Origin of the sequence: Acinetobacter sp. Leaf130, from assembly GCF_001423205.1 — a bacterium.
GTDB lineage: Bacteria > Pseudomonadota > Gammaproteobacteria > Pseudomonadales > Moraxellaceae > Acinetobacter > Acinetobacter calcoaceticus.
Window position 1 is genome coordinate 38,167 of sequence record NZ_LMOE01000009.1, and the last position, 22,090, is coordinate 60,256.

Here is a 22,090-nt window from a genome sequence, read left to right on the forward strand (position 1 = left end):
AATAAAAAAACCGGATGAATTGATCATCCGGTTTTTATTTTGTCTTAAATATTATTTCTCGATTGCATGATCCAGACTAATACGACCAGCACCATGAAGCATCAAGAAGAATAAGCCACCTGCCATTGCAAGATTTTTCATAAAATGAATGCCATTGTTATATTGCGCCGCTGCATCAGCACCGCCTTGGTGGAATAAAAAAGCAGTAAGAATACTAAAGATCCCAAGCCCAAAAGCCGCAAAGCGTGCTTGAAAACCAAATAACAAGGCTAAACCACCACCGAACTCAACCAAGATAACTAAAGGAAGAATTCCAGCTGGAACTCCCATTGCTTCCATATATCCAGCAGTTGCTGCATAACCAGTAATTTTCCCCCAACCCGCAACAAGGAAGATATAGGCGATAAGAAGACGCGCAACAAGGCTAATGAAACTGTCTGCGCCTGATTGCGTTACGATATTTTTGACCACTACATTTGGATTAAACATATTGCCACCTTTATTTAAATGCTTATTTATTGATGAGCTCATTCTAGGTTTGAGACATTGATAATTAAATACTCAAAATCCATATATATCGTTGCATAAATGAGATGATCAATTTGTATTTTTTTGATGTTTTATACTGACTTTCTATAGGCTCACTGCTAGGATTTGAGCACGGTTTACCACTTGCTCTTATCATGGAACTTCTTGATTTTATTCTACACGTTGATCAACATCTCGCCGAATTTATTATAAATTATGGGACGTGGATTTATGGCATTCTATTTTTAATTATTTTTGTTGAAACCGGTTTAGTGGTTATGCCGTTCTTGCCGGGAGATAGTTTGCTATTCGCGGCAGGTGCTTTAGCTGCATCTACAGGTGCGATGGATCCATGGGTATTAGGCACTCTACTCTTCATTGCTGCCGTTTTAGGTGACACGGTAAACTACCATATTGGACGTTTTATCGGTCCACGTGTGTTTGAAATGAACTCTCGATTCATCAATAAACAGCACTTAGTTAAAACTCAAGAATTCTTTGCTCGTCATGGCGGCAAAACCATTATCTTTGCTCGTTTCATACCATTTGCCCGTACCTTTGCACCTTTTGTTGCTGGGGCTGGTAGCATGAACTATAAGTTTTTCCTAACTTATAACATTATGGGCGCATTCTGTTGGGTCGCTTCTTTTGTAACTTTAGGCTACTTATTTGGAAATATGCCAATCGTTAAAGATAATTTTACCCACCTTATTTTTGGCATCATTATTATTAGCGTTTTACCAGGCATCATCGCATTTATACGTGAAAAACTAAAAAATCGAAAAGCCAACGTTTGAGATTAATTTAGAAAAACCGGAATACTACTGGAAGCATACATAAAATAAGTAACATGGCCGATCCTTTATATAAATGATCGGCTTTTATTTTTTTGATTGGACCCGTTAACAATGCTCGTCCAAAAATCATCCAGAAACTTGCAGCCGGAATTAGGATTAATGTAAAAACACCAAACACTATGAGAAAATTTTCAGGCGAATTCCATGCTTCAGCAGGAAAGATACCCGCTGCAAACAACAAAGCTTTAGGATTTTTTAAGGTAGATAAGAATAATTGACGTGGTCGAATATTACGATGACTTTGACTGAACTGTTGTAAATGGGTGTTCTTCCATAAGTGAAAAGCAAGCCAGAATACATAAAGTACACTCGTAATATGCAAAATGAGCAGTAGTGCTGGCCAAATTGGAGCAGCTAAATGAATAAATACAGCCCAAAAGCTAATACCGTAGGCATAGCCTAACCATTCCATTGGAATAAGCCAGAATGCTTTAGATAAACCCTGAGAATGAGCAGCGGTTGCAAGTAAAGCATTTGTCGGCCCCGGAATGAGCAAAACAGCCAACATTGCCAATACAAAAAACCAACTCTCAATCATAAAATTTCCACAACATCCAAGATGGGGCCACCTTAAACGAAATAGGCAAAATATAGCAAGTTGATGAGGGCTTTTGATTATATAAAATACAGGATTTATGAAGCTTGAAAATTTAAAATGTATTGATTTATATTAATTTTATTATGAAACATTTTGCTAAACTTTATTCATCACAATATGCCTTAACTAGCATATTGTGATGCGAAATTGGCTACTAATTGGTCTTTTTTCGAACAATAATTGGACAATTTTTGAATTGAGCAGCCTGAACTATTGCTTCTTGCTGACCTAAAACACGTGAAAGTTCAGTATTTTTGGTTGAAGAAGATTGTCCCATATTGACAGAGATGGATGGACCGAATCCCCAACCGCCTCGTCCCCAGCCGCCACCTAGTCCAAGTCCAACACCCATACCGGTACTTTTCGGAGTTTGGACACCATTGTCGATATATTGTTGGATACGGTTATATTCACTTTGTAGCTGCTGACAGCCCAAAGATTGATATTGAGTCGGAGACACGTAAGTCGGTTTTACCGTCGTCGCACAAGCGCCTAGTAATAAAGTGGCTGCCACCAAAGGCGCAATATATAAGCCTTTCATCATTTTTCTCTTATCGTTTTGGCTCAATTTCACCAAACAATGTCTCATAAGCTTGAGTCAATTTATGTTCTGGTGCCAAATGAGCCAAAGGTAAATTTTTCTGATGCGATTCTTTCATTAAAACCGAAGGCGGTAACATGCTATTAAGTACAGGCAACCCTTCATCTTTCAACTGCTGAACCACTTCCCGAGGTAATTTTGCTTGAGCTTGAAATTGGTTGACGACAATTCCTTCAATTTCCAAGCGATCATTATGATCATCTTGCGTTTCGAGAACATTTTCAATCAATGTTTGTAACGCGCGCTTTGAAAAGACATCACAATCGAAGGGAATTAAGACTTTATCTGCTGCTATCAGTGCTGACAAAGTAAAAAAGTTAAATGCAGGTGGTGTATCTATATAGATACGATCATATCGTCCAATTAAGTTTTGAATTGAATCACGTAATTTATAAATTTTATGTTTACTTTCAAGTGCATGTTCAAGAGCACCAAGTGTTGGGCTGGCAGGAAGCACGTCTAATTTTGCAAAAGGAGTTGAATGTACAAAGCTATCAATATCTTTATTTCGCGGGGCTTTTAAAATCGAACCTAATGCATTACCGATTAAACCCTTTTGTTGATTGTTTCCCAACACATCATCAAAGAAATTTTCGATATTTGGTTCTAAAATTGATTTTTCAGCAGAATAGGTTGCGTCATCCCCTAAAAGGTACTGACTAGAGTTGGCTTGAGGATCAAGATCAATGACCAATGTCCTTAAGCCATGCTTGGCACTAATTGCGGCCAAATTTACAGTAATACTTGATTTCCCTACACCGCCTTTTTGGTTAAACACCACACGAGTTAACATGTTTCCCTCTGCATATTTTTTTACTGTACGCAGTTTAACCTAGAGCTTAAGCAAAAAGGCAAAGAATGTAGAACAATTAAGCAAAAACAGGCTTCACAATCACTAAAATAATAATAGCAATAAATGCGATAGCGCTAATCATTAAACCCGCCCTACGTTGCGCTAATAAAAGAGTGTCATCTTTTTTAAAGGCTTTCATAAGGGAAGATAATAAGACTAAAAATAGAATAATTTTAGCGTAAAACCACGGCTGTACCTGAAAGTCTTTCATAACCAATAAAATTGCGCCAGTAATAAAAACTACGGTAAATGATAGATGTTGTAAGGCAACTAATATTTTACGTCCCGCCGGATTTGGTTGTTCGCCTTGCACACCCACAAAAAGAGTCGAAGCGCGTAATACAAAAACCATAAGGGCGGCAGCCACCGCGGTCATGTGAATAATTTTAGTCAGTAAATGTGCATCCATGAAATTAGCCCTTAACTTTTAGGTGCATGAGCACATTCTGGGCTAGCGGGTGCCTGACCTTGCCACTCACTTGGTAAATAAGCATGAATTGCTAAAGCATGAATTTGTCCTGGATTCATTAAGTCTGAAGCTAAGGCATAAACTTTTTGATGACGTTGAACCAAACGCAATCCATTAAATTCATCGCTCACTACAATCACTTTAAAATGTGATTCTTTACCCGGGAAATAACCACCGTGTCCGGCAGATTCATTGATGACTTCCAAATGGCTGGGTGCAAGGGTCTGTAACCGTTCAATCAATTGTTGTTCAAGGCTCATAGCTTTTCCTTTTACGATTATTCGTATATTTGAACCTAGTATACCCTGTCTGCACACAAACAAAAGTTGCTCTTGTACGCTTTGGCTTCAAACAAAATGTCTATTTATTCGGCAACTTATCGATAAAAATACTTCTAAATACTCATTTCTGTTTTTATTTTATGCAATCAGCATAATTATTTGCATAAAGTTGTTGACCCATGTTTCGCTTAATGTATTATAAGCGGCACGCGGGAATAGCTCAGTTGGTAGAGCATAACCTTGCCAAGGTTGGGGTCGCGAGTTCGAGTCTCGTTTCCCGCTCCAAATTGGTTTTTTTTGAGAAAGTTTTCGTAAAAACTGCTTATATATGCGGGAATAGCTCAGTTGGTAGAGCATAACCTTGCCAAGGTTGGGGTCGCGAGTTCGAGTCTCGTTTCCCGCTCCAAATTTAAAAAGCCCTAGTCGAAAGACTGGGGCTTTTTTCTTTTGATTTCTTTATATATCTATACGTTTAAAATCACCAATTGTAGTGATTCAATCTAGTTATATTTGCAAGGTGTTGGGGTTATCCGATTCATAGATATAAATGGTAATAATTGAAAACAATCTAGATTAAAGCATTCTATATTGTGGCTCTGCTGTAAGCATATGGAAAAGATGAAGTTAGAATCGTAGATATAGCTTTCAAAATAATACTCTTCTGTTTTTTGAGCATTATTGGTTGAGTCGAGAAACTGTATACGTTCGGACAACACATGAAAGTTGAGCATCTTTAAATGACGACTCATTCCATCGCCAGTACATTTGATATAAGCCTCTTTTAACGTCCAAATTTGAAAAAACCGCTGATATACACTGAATGGATCAATCAGTTCATTCCCCTTAATCCATTCAATTTCACTTGGTGCTAACACACTATCCACACGCGTCCAATCGAACTCACGATCCACTCGTTCAATATCAACTCCTATTTCCCCTTCTTCAGTCACAGCAAGGATAATAACGTCTGCTGAGTGAGTAAGATTAAAATACACAGCCTTGCTGCCTTGTACAAAAGGCTTGCCGTTGGGATGTAATTGGAGGTTGACCTCATAGGGTGCAATACCTAGTTTATCTGCCAACACAGACTTCACTAACACACGAGAGATCAAGAAAAGACGAGCCGCTTTAGGGTGATATTGATCATATCTCAGCTTTTCTGCCTCGTTGAGAAAGCCGAGATAATGACTTAATACCAAATGATCTTGTGGTACCCGTGAAACTGGGCAGACATAAACCTGTACTTGGGCACGATCAGGCATTAGGAAGCTGTAGTGCTGATGTATTTCGTCAGAACAGGTGCGAGATAGTCAGAAACCGCATCTACATGTGTAACGTGTGGATTATGGCCTGCACCAGCGATAATATGTATAGGGATATCTGCGCTTATTGTGGTAACAATTGGATCTTTATCTCCCACAATGATTTCAACTTTAGAACTAAGTTCATTTAACAAAGCTGTCTGAGTTGCTCGCTGCTGCGGCAAACTAATACGGTGCATATACTCACTAATATGCTTGGCTACCGACACTCGACGTAAAGAATCCATTGCATAACCAACAGACGGATTTTGTTGTCCATCTGGATGTAGGTCTTTAGCAATCATATCTTTTGGCACAAAACGGAAAATCAGATTAGATATAGCTTGTATCTGAAACATTTTAGCGGCCTGCGCCTGAACAAAATAAGGCGATATGAGGATAAGGCGTGCAACTTTATCTGGATATTTCTTTGCAAGATTCAATGCAAAGAGACACCCTAGCGAGTGTGCAATAACAACACTATTTGGCGCTAAAAGCTTTGCAGCGGCATCAATAAATTGATGGTTGTTGTCTTCCATCATCTCATAACTGCCTGAACGCCCAAGACCAGGGAGGTCCATCATAGCCACCTGATCATATGTAATTTTATTGATGATTGGAGACCAGCATGCACTATCGAATGGAATCCCATGTAAAAATAGTGCAGATGATTTTTCTGATTTAACTGGCTGTTTAGTATAAATTTCTGTCCAATATCGACTCTGATAGCCAAAACCACTAGGTGTAGGTACTTGCATGCGACCAAAACGTGTAAGAACCAAGCGATCAATCCAGCGAGAGAAATAAGGACTGATATTGATCAGGTCAGCGATACCCATCTTCGCCGCCATCGCCTCTGCCCCAGCAACATGATAGTGCTCGGTAGAAATGAAAGAGAGTTGCTCTTTAGAACCGTCAAGTAATACCTCAGGTAATTTCTCGAGCAGACCTTTGGGTACTTGTAAATGTGGTGAGCTGACTCCTAAGTGCTCGGCAGCTAGGTGAACTAAGCTATGAAATTTCGGTGTCGCAGGATCAAGCAACATATACTCCTGAGCAATGGTCTCAGGATAAGACATCGTTCGGATCAGAAAGCTCACGATATACTGCATATTGCACAGCGGCAGGAATGTATCACGCCCACCTGGCAATGCCAGCAAGCGGCCCTGATATAGCTTATCAATCATGTCGGCGACACCTATATACTGCATATCGCCATATGTATAGAAACCATCAATGACTGTCGCTGGATTTATTGCAGTCCATGGCACATTTAAACGCTTACAGGCCTCAATGAAAGCTTGATAACCCAAAATTTTCGAAGCTTCATAGCCACCATGTTTGCAATACAACTCATCAGCCGACTCTTGCGGTGGAGCAGCCACACGATATCCGCCAATCCAGATAAATCGCTCAAGCTGCTTCAATGTTGCAGCCCATTCAATCAAAGCGAGTCCTGATTTAATGTTCGTACGCTCTGCTTCAGCTTTGCTAATGCCCCAATTAAATGAAGCAGCAAGATGATAGACAACATGGATCTTTGCCTGAGCATCCGCTAGCAGAGAGTCCAGCTTAAAATCACGGCTTAAATCATATTCAACAAATGAAATAGATGGATCAACTAATCCTTGCGTTGTAATGAAACCTAACAGCTTATCTTTCTTGGTTGCGGCATTACGCAGCGCAGCAATCACCTGATGACCTTCACGTAAAAGTTCAACAATCAATCTGCTGCCAATAAAACCTGCTGCACCTGTTACTAATATGGTCTTCCGTGAAAAATTATCTTTTTTTGCGTTATTTAAATTATCCATAAATCACCTTATTAGGGACTGGGCACTCCAGCATTGTTTTGGAGCGAATTATCTTAAAAATTATATCGAATCTGGGCATACACCAGACTGTTATCTCTAAATTGTCCTAACACCGTATCATTTTTACCCCAGAAGCGATCTCCACCTGCATTCAACTGCCAGTGATCATTGAGGCTGTAATTAATACGTACTCTCAACAATTCATTAGGCTCTGGTGCAAAATAGAATCCTGTTACTTCCAGCTTTAGATTATCGTTCAGCAAATTAAGTGCATAGCGCAGCATAGCTCCATACTGATCCTGCTCATATTGGTCACTGATTGTTTGCTGATAACGGTAAACTGTTCTCAATGATGGATTTGTTAGACTGTCGGCAGATCTGAAGTCCTCCGTATGTTTGTACACGCCTACTAAACTCAGCGTGGAGTTCTTTAATGACAATTCCGGTCCCATGACCACAGTTAAATTATTTTTCTTATGTGAAAGATCTTCGCTACCATCCGAGTCTGTCTTTGTATACGCAGCTTCACCTCGCCACACGAGATCTTTATGGTTATAACTGAAATCAAAGCCATAGACGGACATCGGATTATTTTTCAGTTGCAATGTTGCCTCCCCTGTTGGAGATGCTGAAAGAACTGACAAATCGGGCATATGATCCAAACCTGAAAAATACGATGCCCCAACATCTAGACCATCCACAGAATAATCCCAACGCATTGCAAACGCAGGGCGGCTCTTACGGTCTATGTCATACTGAACACCAGAAATCTGACGTAATGGAATCACATCTGAACGACTACGCGGATACCACAATGCCGTCCATTTATTGGTTCCAGATTCAGGAATATACGTCAATTTGAGAGCATCATTTCCAAGACGTTGATCTGTCTCATCTGGCACTAGACGCGTATAGTCACGCGGCGATAGGTTATCCGTTGGGTTAATCCCGTCAGCTCTCCCCCAGACTACAATTTGGCGACCAACGTCGAGATAAAACGTCTGATCCCAGTTATAAGATGCGTACAACTCACGTAAGTTGCGATTCACCTTACTCACCTGATCTGGATTTACAGTGTGGTCCGTTTCGTCTCCAATATTTATGTCGTAATGGATCTTAAACTCAGGGTTAAACTTGAGGGTACCATTGGACCAGAAACTTGCTTGCCCAATGTTTTTTAACGAGCTTAGATCACGACCCGATGACCAAACATCGAATCTGGCTGAGTTCTGGCTCACAAAACTAATTTCGCTGTCATCTGCATGAGCATGCTGCAGTAGCATAAAGCTACTGCAGCATGCAAATACCCAATAGGTACCTTGCATCATTTTTCAAGACTCTGCGGTGAGAAAATCTTATCAGATAAGGTTTTTTCTGCGGCAAAATCACTGACGATAACTTGTGTCATATGCTGAGTTTGCAGATTCTTTGCCATAGATTTCATGGCCTGCCATCTCGGTTTCACTTTGCCATAAGGGCGGATATCCGTGAACTCAATATGCTTTAACGGCTTACCTGCAGTATCCCAAATGTCGATGGTTGCTGTAACAAAGTTGTCTTTGAGTATGCACATGCGACGTTTGCTATAACCAAAGTCACTCTTCACAGTATTATTGATTGGCGTTGCTTCAATCATGTAGCAATCTTTGCCATTAAATTTGCCATCTGCAAGTTTAGTGTACTTCCAGTCACTTAACTTATAGCCAAGTACATCACCATAACTAAAGTCCGTACCAATAAAAGCATCACCCTTATTCGCCGATGCAAGACGGCGCACTTTTTTCAAGGCAGGCAGATAGACAAACATGCTATCACTGCCTTTTGAGTTCTCAATTAACAGCGTCGTGGTCCCCTGTACATCTGCAGGCGAGATGAACTCTGTCAAACGCATATTGTTCTGAGTATTCCCAGCCAGTTTGGTCATGTTTTTAGTCAGACGTACACGTTGATCGCCATTTTTAGAGGTCAACACAAACTTGGCACTGGCAGTTGAGCTCAGAAATTTAGAAGCATCGTCACTACGATTAACAATGTCTTGAACTTCATCTGCATAAGATGTTTTAGGCATCGACATTGTGAGCGCCGTACCCAACAAAAGGCTTGTCACGACAGTTTGTGCAACGGTAATGTTCTTCTTATTTGAGGGAAAGATAAAACGAGGTTTCAAGATTAGAATCATTGTAGGTACCATAATTAAGGTTGCAAATACACTGAAAAGCATCGCAATCACAATAAACATCGCTAGCCATTGATGGACGTGGAAGCCTTGCGACAAGGACAGCACACCGTAACCACCAGCAACCGCAGTCGCGACAAAAAGAGAGGCCTTACCAGCAGTACTTAAAGTTTTACGAATAGCATCTTTGATATCGCCCCCTTCTTCGCGCAAGATTTCACGCAAGCGATAGAGGAAGTAAATGGCATAATCTGCACCAATACCCACAGCCATGGCCGAGATGAGGGAGTTCGGAATATTGAGCGGAATGTCGAGCCAGCCCATCACACCAAAGATCGCAAGAATCGAGAACAGAAGTGGCGTCAGGACAATGAGTCCCGCAGAGAGCGAACGGAAAACCAGCGCTGAGATAAAGAATACGGCAAATGAAATCTGTAGAATATTCATGAGCTTGCCGTGAACCATTGTTTCAGTCAAAGCAATGGTCTGAGTCACATCACCACCAAAACTCACGACAGCTTTATCACCCAATTGACCCGCCATATACGTTTTTAGCGACTCAAGGATTTCTTTGATACGATGATTACTACCTGTTTTTAACAGAATCGTGATCTTGGCATAGCGCTGAGTCGTATCAATGTAAGATTCAAAATCAGTCGGTTCACCAGACATTGAATACAACAGCAGATACTGAGCAACAACATCTTTGGTTGCTGGAACCTGAAATGCCTGTGGCTGATCGGCATTCATTGCCTGATTCATTCTCTTGATATAGTCCACGATAGAGATGGTTTTACCGACCTCTGGAATTGAATTCGCGAACTTTTCTGTATTATCAATCGCTTTTAGAATTTCTGGATTTTCAATACCATCACGAACCTTTGTATCGACCATGATGTAGAGACTATTTGTACCGCCAAGAGACTGATTCAGAAATCTGTCATCTTGCTGCATTGGTAGGTCGCGCGAGAAGAAGTTACGGCTATCGTTATCTACCACAATACGGCTTGTGCCAATAGCAAGAAAGACGCCCAGTACTGCAATCACCGTCATTAGCATCATTCGCGGACGAACTGACAAAATGACATCGCCAATGCGTTTTGGAATCCAGTCCCAGATCGGTAAACCTTTACGTGCGACCTTGGTAACCGAAGGCGGTGGTAGCATCGAGCGAAGTACAGGAATAAAAGTCATCTCAATGATCAGCGTACTGATGATCCCGATTCCTGTAAAAATACCGAATGAACGGATGGTCGGAATATTAAAGGTCAACAGCGAGAAGAATCCAGCCGCTGCAATTCCGCCAGCCAATATCATAACCGGACCAACACGAACCATAGACTGCACCACGGCTTCGCTATTCGCAGCTTTAGGTTCCATACCTTGGGCAGTCAGTCGATCAAAGTCTTCATAGTATCGCTTGAGCAACTGCACGGCGTGCCCTGCCGCAATGGCCAGAATCAGAATAGGTGTAGGAGAGTTAAAGATATCCATTGGCTGTTTGAACAGACCCATCATCCCCATACCCCATGCCACAGCCAGTAAAGCTGTAACTAGTGGAAGGATCAAACCCTGCTTACTGCGGAATGCTTCGAAGTGCAATAACCCAATGACCAGTATCGCAATCGGGAACAAGATATTGATCCGTTTAGAGTAATCTTCAGCTTTATCCAAATAAACAGGATTGCCGCCGACACTGATAGTCATATCCTTAGACTGTTCAGCCGCTACGATTTTGTTGATTGGGCCCATCATCTTTTGGAAGCCCTCTGGACTTTCCTCAAGCTCAAGCAAAATAGCAGCAGTTTTCTGATCTTTAGATACGACCGAATTCATGTAGATTGGATTCAGCGCCAACAGTTTTTTCAGGTGATCGACATCACCTTCGGTCACAGAACTGTTCGGCAGTAGTTTCTTAGCATCAAATCCATCCGAATTGGCCGTGATCCCTTTGGCCTGACGTGCAGCCAGACTCATCAGAGTAGATCGAACCACACCCGGTGCATTATCCACTTCTTCGGTAATGCGTTTGACTTTTTCTAACACTTGCGGCTGATAAATATCACCCTGCTTCGGTGTAATACCAATCACGACCATGTACTTGGAGCCGAATTTCTTTTCTATCAGCTTGGTCGAGGTGATATAAGGATGTCCTTTGGGGGCAAGCGCATCTGGGTCAATAATAATTTTCACGCCAGATGCGAGATACGCCAGTGCAATCGTCAAAAGCATCACCACCGTCAGTACGATACGGCGATGTTTGAGAATCCAACGCGCATATTGTTCCATCACCTGATGAGTCTTGCGGCGTGGTTTATTGGTCTCGTGCGTCTGCTTACCAACCGACTCATAGGCTTCACCCTTCTGAGCCAATGCTTCAAGATTCGCAACATCTTTCTTGAACTGGGCGAGGACCATTTTTTTTAGCAGCGCTGGAGGCAATACACCAAAAAAGCTACCTGGCTCTGCCTCAAACACCCACTCAATCCATGTACCTTCCGGATGTGGTTTGAAGCGGTAAGTACCTGTGTAGTGGAAAGGTCCTTCCACTACTTTAAACGCATACAATTCGTTCGGTACTAGATGTGTGATTTCACCTTTAAAGGACATCTCACGTCCAATAAAGCTAAAACCGATTTCATACTTGCTGCCCACACGTGGAGTATTGTCTAGCAGTTCAGAATGCTTACACGACAATTGCCAGCCTGCATCATTGGCCGGGTTTGCAAGATAGTTGAAAACCTTGTCAATCTCGGCCGGTATGAGGAAAGCATGTTCTATGGTCACCATAGTGGTTCTACCTTCTTGTATTTCTTATGCGGGAATTGGATACATCTGATCAATTGTCTGGGCAACAGCCACGACATTCTCAGCGTACATAATTGATGAATGGTCACCAGGCAGATCTACCTGTGTAAATGTGTCTTTGACCAATTGATCCCAACCTAGACTTTCGCCAAAATCTTCCAGCTCATCTTTAGCCTTAACCAAGAGGATCGGAAAATCTTCAGGCTCTGGGAAATAGGTCTGGAGTGCGATGCCATTCGCCAAATAGGTATCAAAGTAAAGTCGGAAATCTGATGGGTCTGCATCTAGAGGTAGAACATTGATGGCCTTGGCTTCTTTAAGCACATGATCAAACATGTGATCTGGACTCAATTCACGCAAGTATTGCGCTGGTATCGTCAACTTCTTGCCATAAGGCGCAGCCAGATCACGGGCAAACCAAGACAAAAGCATTGCATCGTCGGCATCTTCAGGCACATTCTCTGTAATTGGAGCTCGGGTATCGATCATGACAATCCCTGTGACCTGCTGCCCCATTTGACGCAACTGATGACTGATCTCGTATGCAATCGCACCACCAAAGCACCAGCCACCGAGGAAATAAGGTCCCTCAGGCTGCGTCTTTTGCATTTCAGCAATGTAGAGCGTCGCCATATCTTCGATTGCCACTTCTGCTGCATCTGCTTCAATTAGTCCAGGAGACTGAATAGCACGCAAGGTACGTTTCGGATTAAGATGACGCGAAAGTTCCATATAACAGAAGGTACTGCCACCAATTGGATGGAACAGCCACAAGGGTTGCTCGTAAGTTCCACGGCGCAGTTCAATTACGATGGAAGGCTTAATTTCTTTATTTTCACGAATGATCTCGCCCAGACTCGCCACAGTGGAATATTGCGCCAGCAAAGCAACTGATAGTTCAGTACCAAAAGCTTTTTTGAGGTGATTAACAAGCTTCACAGCCAGTAATGAATGTCCACCCAAGTCAAAGAAGTCATCATGTATACCAACCCGTTTAACCGACAAAATCTGCTCAAAGGTAGTACAGAGTTCAATTTCAATCGGATCACGTGGCGCAACATAATCATTGCTTTGCTCAAACACAGGCTCAGGAAACGCTTTACGATCTAGCTTATTGTTAACCGTCATTGGAAACTGGTCCAATGTAATAAACGTATTTGGCACCATGTAAGCTGGTAGATGGATTTGCATCGTCTTTTTCAGATTAGCAATGTCAATCTCATGTCCAGTCACATACGCCACCAGTTTCTGATCATTGCTGGTAGTCGTCTTAACCAACACAACTGCGTCTGTGATACCGTCGATCTGTTTGAGAACATTCTCGATTTCGCCTAGTTCAATACGGAATCCACGAATCTTGACTTGGAAATCTAGACGTCCATGATGAGTTAAATGTCCATCCGTACGCAGACAGACTTTATCTCCGGTGCGATAGAGTCGACCGGCATTTGGTAGAGATGGCAAAGTTCTAAATTGCGCATCTGTCAGTTCAGGTCGATGCCAGTAATCGACTGCCAGACCATCACCTCCAATCCAGAGCTCTCCCATAACGCCTGGCGGGACTAAACGCTGCTGTTCATCAAGGACATAAAGCTGAGTGTTCGCCAGTGGTTCGCCTAAATCAATAAATTTTGCATCAGTGATACGAGCCGCACTTGACCATACCGTAGTTTCAGTCGGGCCATAAACATTCCAGAGACAGCCAACTTTACCCAGCAGTTTTTCTGCCAGAATAGTATCTAGCGCTTCGCCGCCACAGAGTGCAGTCAACCCTACATTGCCGCTCCACTCACTGTCTAAGAGCATTTTCCAAGAAGCCGGTGTTGCCTGCAAAACATTGATAGACTTAGTATTTAGATAATCTACCAATTGATTGCCGTCTTGTGATACCTCACGTGGGCAAACATGTACTACACCGCCGTACATCAGTGGAATCAGTAACTCAAGAATTGAAATATCAAACGCATAAGTGGTGATTGCTAACAACTGAGTCTCAGTCGTTACTTGCAATCTATCATTCATAGATAGCAAGAAATTGATGATTGAAGGATGCCCAATACGTACACCTTTTGGCTTCCCTGTCGAGCCTGAGGTGTACATCACATAAGCGGTCTCACCAAAGGCAAGCGTCTCGCGTACTTGCTCAAGAGGCACAACACCAGCTTGATTGATATCCAAACGTGGTACAGAAACGTTAAGAGCATCCATTAACTCGGTTTGAGTCAAGATTACTTTAGGTTCAGCATCTTCGATGATGTTATGTAGACGTTCACTTGGGAAATTAGGATCTAGTGGTACATAGGCTGCCCCTGCCGCCCAGATCCCGAGGATTGCTGCTGGTAATAATGCTGTGCGATCTAACATTAGACCTACACGATCACCACGGGTAACGCCGTGCGCACGCAAATATTCAGCAATACCGGCGATATGTTGACCTAACTGACTATAGCTAACCGCATGATCCTTCGAGGTCAGAGCATGATGATCACCACGTTCATCGATCTGCTTTAAAAGCATTCCTAATAGATCATGTTGAGGATAATCAGTAGCCTGTCCACGTAGGGCATCGAACTGGATACCATCCTTATAATCAGGTGCGATATCTAACTCAACGATCTTACGCTCAGGATAAGCCACCATCTCTGATAGTACAGCTTGCAGCAGTTGCACCATATTCTCGGCAGATTGTGCAGAAAATAGCTCGGAGTTGTATTTCAGTACGCCAACGAGTTCGCCTTGATATTCACCGCCCATTTCCAGCGTAAGATCCAATTGACCTTCTTGCTGGCGAACCGGAAAACTTCCTAACGTCAGGTCTTGACCAACCAAAGTCGCTGGAGTCTGGATTGGCAAGAGTAGTTCTTTAAACTCATCCATGCCGCCTAGACGTTCCCAGAACATTCCCACCTGTGCCAATGGATTAATACTGCCATCACGCTTTGGTGAAACAGCCTCAACCACTCTGGAAAAGGCAACTTTTTGATGCTTGAGACTTTGTCTTAAGTGTTCCTGCACCTGCTGTGTAAACTGACGTAAAGTCTGATCAGCATCGATGTTCATGTGAATAGCAATCGTATTGACAAACTGTCCCAGTGCATTGCGCAGAGAACGTTCAAGTCGACCAGCTACTGGTGTGGCAATAACGAGATCATTTTCATTCGATAGTTTGTGTAGCAGGATATAAAAGCCAGATAGTACGAGTCCAAACAGCGTGATCTCATAATCTTTCGCCAAGTTCACAAGACCAGACGACACTGACTCAGGCACACGGAAAACCAGTGAGCTGCCTTTATGTTGCTGCACAGCAGGACGTGGATAATCAAGCGGAATGCTATGCACGTGTGGTGCATGTTGCAACGCATTTTTCCAGAAGAGTAGACTCTCATCAGCATCATCGGTCACAGTGCTCTGCTGCTTATCTGCATACTGTGCAAACTCGATTCCGTTCACTACGTCTGACTCTGTAACTAGTCCAAAACGTTTGCAGACATCACGCAACAAGAGACCAATCGACCAGAAATCCATCAAGGCATGATGAATCACAACCGCAATCACATAGTGATTTTGCCCGCGCTCATAGCAATGAATACGCCACAGCGGTGGCTGGGTCAGATCAAAGGGCTGCTTCGTATCCTGCTCGACTAATTGCGTCAAATCAGATGCATCGACATGGCGGGCATCCGACACGATAATATTAGGATAGATGCGATCCCAGATAAGTTGCTCAATACCCTGATCATTGGCAGGCATGCTTACACGCAGCAGCGGATAATCATGCATTACCGACTCTAGAATCTCCATCGGCTTGTTGCCCAATGGTTGATTGACCTTCACATCAAAGGCCACCACCATATTGTAGGCACTGCACGTCGACTCAAGCCGCTGGATATACCAGATGCCGAGCTGTTCTGCAGAAATCGCATGGCGCGATAGAATTGCAGGTTCCAGTCGTACAAGGTTGTTCACGAAGCAACTCCCTGCTCCAACTGAGAAACGATATATTCAGCCAACGCATTAATGGTTGGGTAATCCCATAGTAGTGTCGGCTCAAGTTCCAGTTGTGTTAGATCCTCTAGATCCCCAGACACCGACAAAGCGACGATAGAATCAAGACCGTAACTGGTAAATTTTTGCTGTGGATCAAGAGTCTGGGGCTCGACACGCATTTCTTTGGCTACTAGCGTACGAATGATTTCGCTCCAGTAAGCTTTATCTTTATTCATGGGGTAATATCCTCTTTAACCGGTTTGGCATCACGCGGTGCCAGTGCAAAATCGATGACAGATAACATATGGTTGTTTGAAATTCGGTCTAGCAGATCTGCCAATGTGTTTTCACGTAGTGATGTCATTGGAGGGGACGTCTGCCCTTCAGCAGCATTTAGGAAAATGATCAGCCATGCACCATCCTGCAAAGCAGGTCTTAAGCCATGACGGTTAAAGACCCAAAAACCCAGCACAGCAATGCGGGCAAACAACTCGGCATAGTCGCGGGCTAAGCTGAAACGTAATGTTTCGAACTCTTTAGCCGCATCTGAACTTGAGAAATAATCTTGGATTTTTTGATCTAGCGTACGCTGCTCGATAAGAAGCTGATCAGCGCGCTCACGTAGCGTGGACAGCGTCTCAGCAGCCAGCCCCACTGTAACGTCAGCATCGTTGAGCATCTCGATGATCGTTCCCAGTGACTCCATCACCAAGTCACCATCTCGGTTGAAAATCTCAAGCTCGCGGAAATCAATAGCGTCGGTTTCCACCTGTAAGTCATACAACTGGCGATAGCGTGCTTTAGCTTCGGCTTGGTTGAGATGGTCGGCTTTTTTGCTACGCCCTTTATTGGCAGATTTGAGCTGAAAACTTAAGCTGTCTAGACAGACGGTACTACTGCCGTCAAATACACTAACGATCAGATGATCTCTGAAAGCTTTCTGGTACATTCCATCAGCATATGCATTTCTTAAGAAAAAACGCGACCCAAGCACTGAGGAAGTAATTTTGGCCAGTGACTCTACATACTCAGGTACGAGTACCTTGATGATAGGTGACCATGTACTGAACTGATTGATACAGACATGTAACCCGCGCGCGCCAACGAGTGATAACACCTCAGCTGCTAATAGATAGGCATAAGCTGTAGCAAGTTGCTCACGCACCAACGGAATGCTTATTACTTTTTTGTTATACAACTCGCGTTCGATAGCAAACTCGGTCGCGATGCGCAGCATCGTATCCCCCGCACCTAGAGAGAAGCTGCTGCAATATGCACGCGTCACCTGTAGCGTCTTGAGTCCAAGCTCCAATCCCTGACCTTCTTCACCGATCAGGGCATCTTTGTGAATTTCAGCATTGTTAAAGCCAATACCGCTAATATCTAGCCCACGCATACCCACCGTCGGCAAGCGGTTCAGGCTATAGGTTCCTTTAGAAGCCATGTGACGCTTATCAAGCCAGAATGCACTCAAGCTACGGGGTCCACGATCATCTGATGTTTTAGCAATCAGACTTAAAGAGTCACCTAGAGTCGCACGATTGATCGACCACTTTTCGCCATTTAAGACGTACTTGCTCTCGGAAGCTTGTGCAGTTACTTCACTGGATAACAGATCAGCTCCATGCGCTTTCTCGCTATAAGCAAGCGCTGGTGCAGCACCACTCAAAATCCGACTAGCGATGTTTTCGCATTGATTAGGATTACCGCCGATCCATACGATCACAGACCAAGCATTCGTGCTATAGGTCGAATTGATCGTTAGATCACGTCGTGCCAGCACGCGATGCAGATATAGCAACTCTTCACCAATTTCCATGCGACCTCCGAGCTCTGAAGGTACATAAAAACGGTTCATGCCCACAGCATTCAAAAAGTCAACGGCACGCTGAGGGTATTGCTCCTTCTCATCACGCTCGATGGCCGCGGACCAAGAAAAATCATTATTAGTATCATGTACGGAGCCTAAAATTTGCTCCAGACGAGCAGCAGATTGAAACTGCCGCAAATTGGACGTAAGTGACATGAGTTTTTGCTCAAATGATTAAAGGGTATGGATTAAAACAAAGCACTTTTCAGTCGATTAAAAATGAGCGCGCGCACTTCTCGCTCCTTGATCATTGAGTTGAGTAGATTGGAGCTATAACGAATCAGTTGCCCCCGCTGCTCACGATCACGGATGACTTCTAAGCCGTTCTTGACATAGTTTCGGGCCATCACCGTTCTACGGTTTGGATGTGTTAAACAGATCAGTTGACCGCGCTCGATCTGCTCTTTAATTTTTCTTCTTCTAATTTTGCCGCTGGTGGTCTTGTTTATCCGACCTTGATGCAGTAAATAGACACCTTCTACAGGCAAGCCGATATCAGCCGCCACTTGCTCTTTAACCTGAGTTCTGATGGTTTCAAAATTAAGGGTCTTGTCTATCGACTTCTTCTTGATCTCAAGCACAACCGTAACACCGTCAGAATTAGCGAAATTCACTGCTGCGACACAACCCTTACGGACAGCAGGATGCGCTACTTCGACGGAGCACTCGATATCTTGGGGGTAATAGTTTTTGCCACGGATGATAATCACATCCTTAAGGCGACCGGTCACATACAAGTCTCCGTTTTTGACAAAGCCCATATCACCAGTTCTTAAGTAATGCACTTGACTAGGCTTACCTGCTTTATCGAGGATGGTTGCAGCAAAGGTTTCCTGATTGACCTCCGGCTTCTGCCAGTAACCCGCAGTGACACTCTCGCCTGCTAGCCAGATTTCACCGACTTCATCAGCCCCCACCTCTTTGCGGGTATGCGGATTGACAATACGGCAATCAATGTGTGCTGAGATCTTGCCACAGCTCACCACTTGCACAGCTGTCTGATCTTGGCTGGTCTGCACCAAGTTGGCATTCAACTTTTCACGATCTATCGAGATAGCATTGAGAGGACCAGTTACACCACTGACTAAGAGCGTAACTTCTGCCAAGCCATAGCACGGCAAGAAAGTATCTAGTCTCAATTGCGACTGAGTATTGAACTTCTCCATGAAACGCTGCATGACGTTGGCCTTGATCGGCTCGGCACCGTTAAACAGCACACGCACACGGCTCAGATCAAGCGATGCAGCCTCATCATCCGAGATGCGGTGTAGGCACAATTCATAGGCAAAGTTTGGCCCACCACTAATCGTGACCCCTTTCTCGCTGATGAATTGCAGCCATTTAAGAGGTTTACGGATAAAATCCAGCGGTGACATCACATAGCAAGTCAGACCTACATATACGGTCTGTAAAACCGAGCCGATCAATCCCATATCGTGATAGACAGGTAGCCATGTAAGACCGATATCATCGGCTTGTGTGCCAAAAGCTTCAGCAATCATGACTTCATTTGCCATGATATTTTTATGGGTGACGATCACACCTTTAGGCCAACCTGTTGATCCTGAGGTGTATTGTAGGAAGCAGATATCTTCTTCAGAAATCAGAGGAAAAACCTTTTCCACCAAATCACGTTGCAATTCGGCATCAACGGCATGCAATATTAAATTTTCATTTTGAGCTTTTAATGTGATCAGACCTGATAGCTCAAGAATCTTTTTGGTTGTGAGTACGATCTTTGGCTCACAGTCATTCATAATATTCAAAATATTAGAAAAACCGTTGCGATTAAAAGGCAAGCTGACAGGTACTGCGATAATTTTAGCTTTCAGACAAGCAAAGAACGATACGATAAAGTCCAGTCCAGGCTCGAACAGCAACACGGCACGATCGCCACTGTCTACAAGGTTCATCAATACTTGAGCTTGATGTTGAACCCGCATGTTCAGATCTGCATACGTCAGAGATTGAATACCACCAGATTGTCGTCCCAAATATTCAAAAGCAATCTTGCTTCCATTTAAATTTGCGTGGGACTCCAAAGTTGCAATGATATTATCCGTACACATTACAGCCATAACTTACTCCGATTAATTATAATTCACCCTTAAAACTCGCTAATTCAGAAATTACATGTCTAGCTGGGGCTTTTAATAAAAAATGAATATACTTTTTTTGTTTAAAATATAAATTCACATTATATTTTATGTGCGAGTGTTTTTTATTACACCTGTAAGGGTTTACAGGTTGGCCTGTATTTATTGAAAATGAAGACACTAGATCTCTTTCATAAATTATTTTTATTCAGTCAATTTTGTGAAATCTGGAAATTAAAATTCAATCTTTTGCATCTATTTTGATAATATTTAACAAGGTTTTTAGCCTGTCAACTTATACCCAGTTCGTATTCTTATTTTGTTGCTCTCTTAATTGTAGATCTTGTATTCAAGATCTAATTTACTGTGAGCTTTCTCTTTTTAAGAGCAATACAAGATTCAGGTAAAATCCTCTAATAGCCTTTATTTACAAGGATAAAGCTCATAAAGGAATCTGCTTTAAATTGTATTTGAATAGCTCAAAATCATGTACAGCACCGTGACTAATATATAAACTTAGAATCGATGTATTTCATCCATAGATAATACAAAAAATACAAATATTTATTTTTTAGCAAGAATATTAATCAAAAAAATTATTTATTATTAATATTAAAATAAGAGAAAAATTAAAAACACTTCATTACTTTAAATTTAAAAAATCCAGATTCTCAAGTAAATATTTTTATATAAAAATCCCATTTTAATTAAATTAAAAAATAATTTTCAAATAATTAATTTTATTTTAAATACACACCTAATAATGGTTTATTTTATTAAAACCCAATATTAACTTTCCATATTATTTATATGTGAATTCCTACAAAATTCCTAACATCACAGCCCGAATAGCTGCTGAAATTTTGTTATTCACATTTAGCTTCTGCATTGAATTTCCAAGATGAAAATTTATGGTTCTTTCAGCCACCCCCAGAATCTGGGCTATCTCTGCTGAAGTTTTACCTTCCGCAGTCCAACGTAGAACCTCTTTTTCCCGGTTCGTTAAATAAAGATTAAACTGAGCAAATTCTGCATCATTCACAATTTTAGCAATGCTGGAATGCACTGTCTGAGACAACCAAAACATATTGGTATATTGAGCTTTCTGCTCTTTTTCTGATAATTGGTCAGCGGATCTTGCTAGTGTTAACATCCCCCTTGTACCAATAAAGTCACGGCTTGACTGTGCCCAACCAACATTTAAACCATAAGAACGCGCCTCCTCCCAAAAATCTTTTTGAGATTGCGTGTTCGCAGATTGGCTCGACCAGACAAGAGGTTGAAGTGATAGCATACAATGCTGTACGGTTGGATCTACCCTCACATATTGTTGTTTAACATAACGCTTCTGCCATGCTTCGGGATAATTATTCAACATAATCGTTTTTGGTTCAGCAATAGATAATGGCGACTGCATACCATAAGCACAATAATCAAATCCGAGCTTTAAAGCTGTAGATTTGACGACCTCAAATAGCTGATATTCATTTTTTACCATCAGAGATGCTGATAGTAGATCTTCTTGCCAATTTTCCATTTACTCTTATTAAACCTCATGCATAAATCATTTTTATTTAGTTGCATATAGTGAATTCATAATCCAATTAACAACATTTTTGAGCTTGAGAGGGTGATAAATTCTTTGGATAAACTAGTTTCAGAAAGCTTTTAAGGTTGTTATATTGCATATGTGAATTATGCTTGAAAGTCTCAAATATAAAGAACGCATTTTATTCCAAAAATGAGTATTTTTTACTTTCAAAAGAAGTCTATTATTTACCCTTATTTGCATGTTTCTATTAATTTAACTAAATAATAATCTCTACTAACAATACACTCCGTATAAGTTTT

The 22,090-nt window shown here is 42.2% G+C and carries 16 protein-coding genes and 2 tRNA genes; 3 read left to right on the forward strand and 15 right to left on the reverse strand.

All coding sequences use genetic code 11. The features are described 5' to 3' along the window. Nucleotides 1-51 precede the first annotated feature (51 nt). The gene (locus ASF86_RS17255) at nucleotides 52-489 is read right to left on the reverse strand and encodes a DoxX family protein (protein WP_003655588.1); all 438 of its coding nucleotides are present in this window, start codon (nucleotides 487-489) and stop codon (nucleotides 52-54) included. Between the two features lie 194 nt (nucleotides 490-683). On the opposite strand from ASF86_RS17255, the gene ASF86_RS17260 reads away from it, so the two are divergent. Further along, on the forward strand, nucleotides 684-1,325 hold the full coding sequence (locus ASF86_RS17260) for a DedA family protein (RefSeq protein ID WP_056483966.1): 642 nt from the start codon (nucleotides 684-686) through the stop codon (nucleotides 1,323-1,325). A gap of 7 nt (nucleotides 1,326-1,332) precedes the next feature. Here the strand turns inward: ASF86_RS17260 and ASF86_RS17265 are convergent, their stop codons facing one another. The 5 genes from ASF86_RS17265 to ASF86_RS17285 all read right to left on the reverse strand — a co-directional run bounded on the left by ASF86_RS17265 (nucleotide 1,333) and on the right by ASF86_RS17285 (nucleotide 4,166). Beyond that, nucleotides 1,333-1,923 (reverse strand): LysE family translocator, encoded by a 591-nt coding sequence (locus ASF86_RS17265; RefSeq protein WP_056483969.1) that lies wholly within the window; start codon nucleotides 1,921-1,923, stop codon nucleotides 1,333-1,335. A 214-nt stretch (nucleotides 1,924-2,137) separates the two neighbouring features. Beyond that, nucleotides 2,138-2,524 (reverse strand): hypothetical protein, encoded by a 387-nt coding sequence (locus ASF86_RS17270; RefSeq protein ID WP_004795328.1) that lies wholly within the window; start codon nucleotides 2,522-2,524, stop codon nucleotides 2,138-2,140. Between the two features lie 10 nt (nucleotides 2,525-2,534). Continuing rightward, entirely contained in the window at nucleotides 2,535-3,377 is an 843-nt protein-coding gene (locus ASF86_RS17275) for a ParA family protein (protein WP_005037493.1), read from the reverse strand. Nucleotides 3,378-3,453: 76 nt separating this feature from the next. Next, entirely contained in the window at nucleotides 3,454-3,846 is a 393-nt protein-coding gene (locus ASF86_RS17280; RefSeq protein WP_004640503.1) for a SirB2 family protein, read from the reverse strand. 11 nt (nucleotides 3,847-3,857) lie between these two features. After that, nucleotides 3,858-4,166 (reverse strand): BolA family protein, encoded by a 309-nt coding sequence (locus tag ASF86_RS17285; RefSeq protein WP_004640501.1) that lies wholly within the window; start codon nucleotides 4,164-4,166, stop codon nucleotides 3,858-3,860. Nucleotides 4,167-4,396: 230 nt separating this feature from the next. On the opposite strand from ASF86_RS17285, the gene ASF86_RS17290 reads away from it, so the two are divergent. Then, nucleotides 4,397-4,472 (forward strand) — tRNA-Gly (locus tag ASF86_RS17290). A 45-nt stretch (nucleotides 4,473-4,517) separates the two neighbouring features. Further along, a tRNA-Gly gene (locus ASF86_RS17295) sits at nucleotides 4,518-4,593 on the forward strand. Between the two features lie 94 nt (nucleotides 4,594-4,687). Here ASF86_RS17295 and ASF86_RS17300 read toward each other — a convergent pair. The 9 genes from ASF86_RS17300 to abaR form a co-directional block, all read right to left on the reverse strand. Next, nucleotides 4,688-5,449, reverse strand: coding sequence for a 4'-phosphopantetheinyl transferase family protein (locus ASF86_RS17300; protein ID WP_056483972.1), 762 nt, complete (start codon nucleotides 5,447-5,449; stop codon nucleotides 4,688-4,690). Then, entirely contained in the window at nucleotides 5,449-7,302 is a 1,854-nt protein-coding gene (locus ASF86_RS17305; protein ID WP_056483975.1) for an alpha/beta fold hydrolase, read from the reverse strand. Before ASF86_RS17305 ends, ASF86_RS17300 begins: the two co-directional genes overlap by 1 nt. Before the next feature lie 53 nt (nucleotides 7,303-7,355). Next, nucleotides 7,356-8,630 (reverse strand): hypothetical protein, encoded by a 1,275-nt coding sequence (locus ASF86_RS17310; protein WP_056483978.1) that lies wholly within the window; start codon nucleotides 8,628-8,630, stop codon nucleotides 7,356-7,358. Further along, entirely contained in the window at nucleotides 8,627-12,268 is a 3,642-nt protein-coding gene (locus tag ASF86_RS17315; protein WP_056483980.1) for an outer membrane lipoprotein-sorting protein, read from the reverse strand. Before ASF86_RS17315 ends, ASF86_RS17310 begins: the two co-directional genes overlap by 4 nt. A gap of 24 nt (nucleotides 12,269-12,292) precedes the next feature. After that, complete coding sequence (locus ASF86_RS17320; RefSeq protein ID WP_056483983.1) at nucleotides 12,293-16,252, reverse strand: non-ribosomal peptide synthetase; 3,960 nt, start codon at nucleotides 16,250-16,252, stop codon at nucleotides 12,293-12,295. Beyond that, on the reverse strand, nucleotides 16,249-16,509 hold the full coding sequence (locus ASF86_RS17325; RefSeq protein ID WP_056483985.1) for an acyl carrier protein: 261 nt from the start codon (nucleotides 16,507-16,509) through the stop codon (nucleotides 16,249-16,251). The genes ASF86_RS17320 and ASF86_RS17325 overlap by 4 nt, the downstream gene beginning before the upstream one ends. After that, entirely contained in the window at nucleotides 16,506-18,281 is a 1,776-nt protein-coding gene (locus ASF86_RS17330; RefSeq protein WP_081407768.1) for an acyl-CoA dehydrogenase, read from the reverse strand. Before ASF86_RS17330 ends, ASF86_RS17325 begins: the two co-directional genes overlap by 4 nt. A gap of 50 nt (nucleotides 18,282-18,331) precedes the next feature. Next, nucleotides 18,332-20,221, reverse strand: coding sequence for a fatty acyl-AMP ligase (locus tag ASF86_RS17335; protein WP_056483991.1), 1,890 nt, complete (start codon nucleotides 20,219-20,221; stop codon nucleotides 18,332-18,334). A gap of 838 nt (nucleotides 20,222-21,059) precedes the next feature. Beyond that, nucleotides 21,060-21,776, reverse strand: coding sequence for a LuxR family transcriptional regulator AbaR (abaR, locus tag ASF86_RS17340; protein ID WP_056483994.1), 717 nt, complete (start codon nucleotides 21,774-21,776; stop codon nucleotides 21,060-21,062). Between the last annotated feature and the right edge of the window lie 314 nt (nucleotides 21,777-22,090).

What these genes read in the sequence shown, in the direction of transcription:
- ASF86_RS17255 (WP_003655588.1), bottom strand. Translation starts at nt 489, where the DNA reads ATGTTTAATCCAAATGTAGTGGTCAAAAATATCGTAACGCAATCAGGC.
- ASF86_RS17260 (WP_056483966.1), top strand. Translation starts at nt 684, where the DNA reads ATGGAACTTCTTGATTTTATTCTACACGTTGATCAACATCTCGCCGAA.
- ASF86_RS17265 (WP_056483969.1), bottom strand. Translation starts at nt 1,923, where the DNA reads ATGATTGAGAGTTGGTTTTTTGTATTGGCAATGTTGGCTGTTTTGCTC.
- ASF86_RS17270 (WP_004795328.1), bottom strand. Translation starts at nt 2,524, where the DNA reads ATGAAAGGCTTATATATTGCGCCTTTGGTGGCAGCCACTTTATTACTA.
- ASF86_RS17275 (WP_005037493.1), bottom strand. Translation starts at nt 3,377, where the DNA reads ATGTTAACTCGTGTGGTGTTTAACCAAAAAGGCGGTGTAGGGAAATCA.
- ASF86_RS17280 (WP_004640503.1), bottom strand. Translation starts at nt 3,846, where the DNA reads ATGGATGCACATTTACTGACTAAAATTATTCACATGACCGCGGTGGCT.
- ASF86_RS17285 (WP_004640501.1), bottom strand. Translation starts at nt 4,166, where the DNA reads ATGAGCCTTGAACAACAATTGATTGAACGGTTACAGACCCTTGCACCC.
- ASF86_RS17300 (WP_056483972.1), bottom strand. Translation starts at nt 5,449, where the DNA reads ATGCCTGATCGTGCCCAAGTACAGGTTTATGTCTGCCCAGTTTCACGG.
- ASF86_RS17305 (WP_056483975.1), bottom strand. Translation starts at nt 7,302, where the DNA reads ATGGATAATTTAAATAACGCAAAAAAAGATAATTTTTCACGGAAGACC.
- ASF86_RS17310 (WP_056483978.1), bottom strand. Translation starts at nt 8,630, where the DNA reads ATGATGCAAGGTACCTATTGGGTATTTGCATGCTGCAGTAGCTTTATG.
- ASF86_RS17315 (WP_056483980.1), bottom strand. Translation starts at nt 12,268, where the DNA reads ATGGTGACCATAGAACATGCTTTCCTCATACCGGCCGAGATTGACAAG.
- ASF86_RS17325 (WP_056483985.1), bottom strand. Translation starts at nt 16,509, where the DNA reads ATGAATAAAGATAAAGCTTACTGGAGCGAAATCATTCGTACGCTAGTA.
- ASF86_RS17335 (WP_056483991.1), bottom strand. Translation starts at nt 20,221, where the DNA reads ATGGCTGTAATGTGTACGGATAATATCATTGCAACTTTGGAGTCCCAC.
- abaR (WP_056483994.1), bottom strand. Translation starts at nt 21,776, where the DNA reads ATGGAAAATTGGCAAGAAGATCTACTATCAGCATCTCTGATGGTAAAA.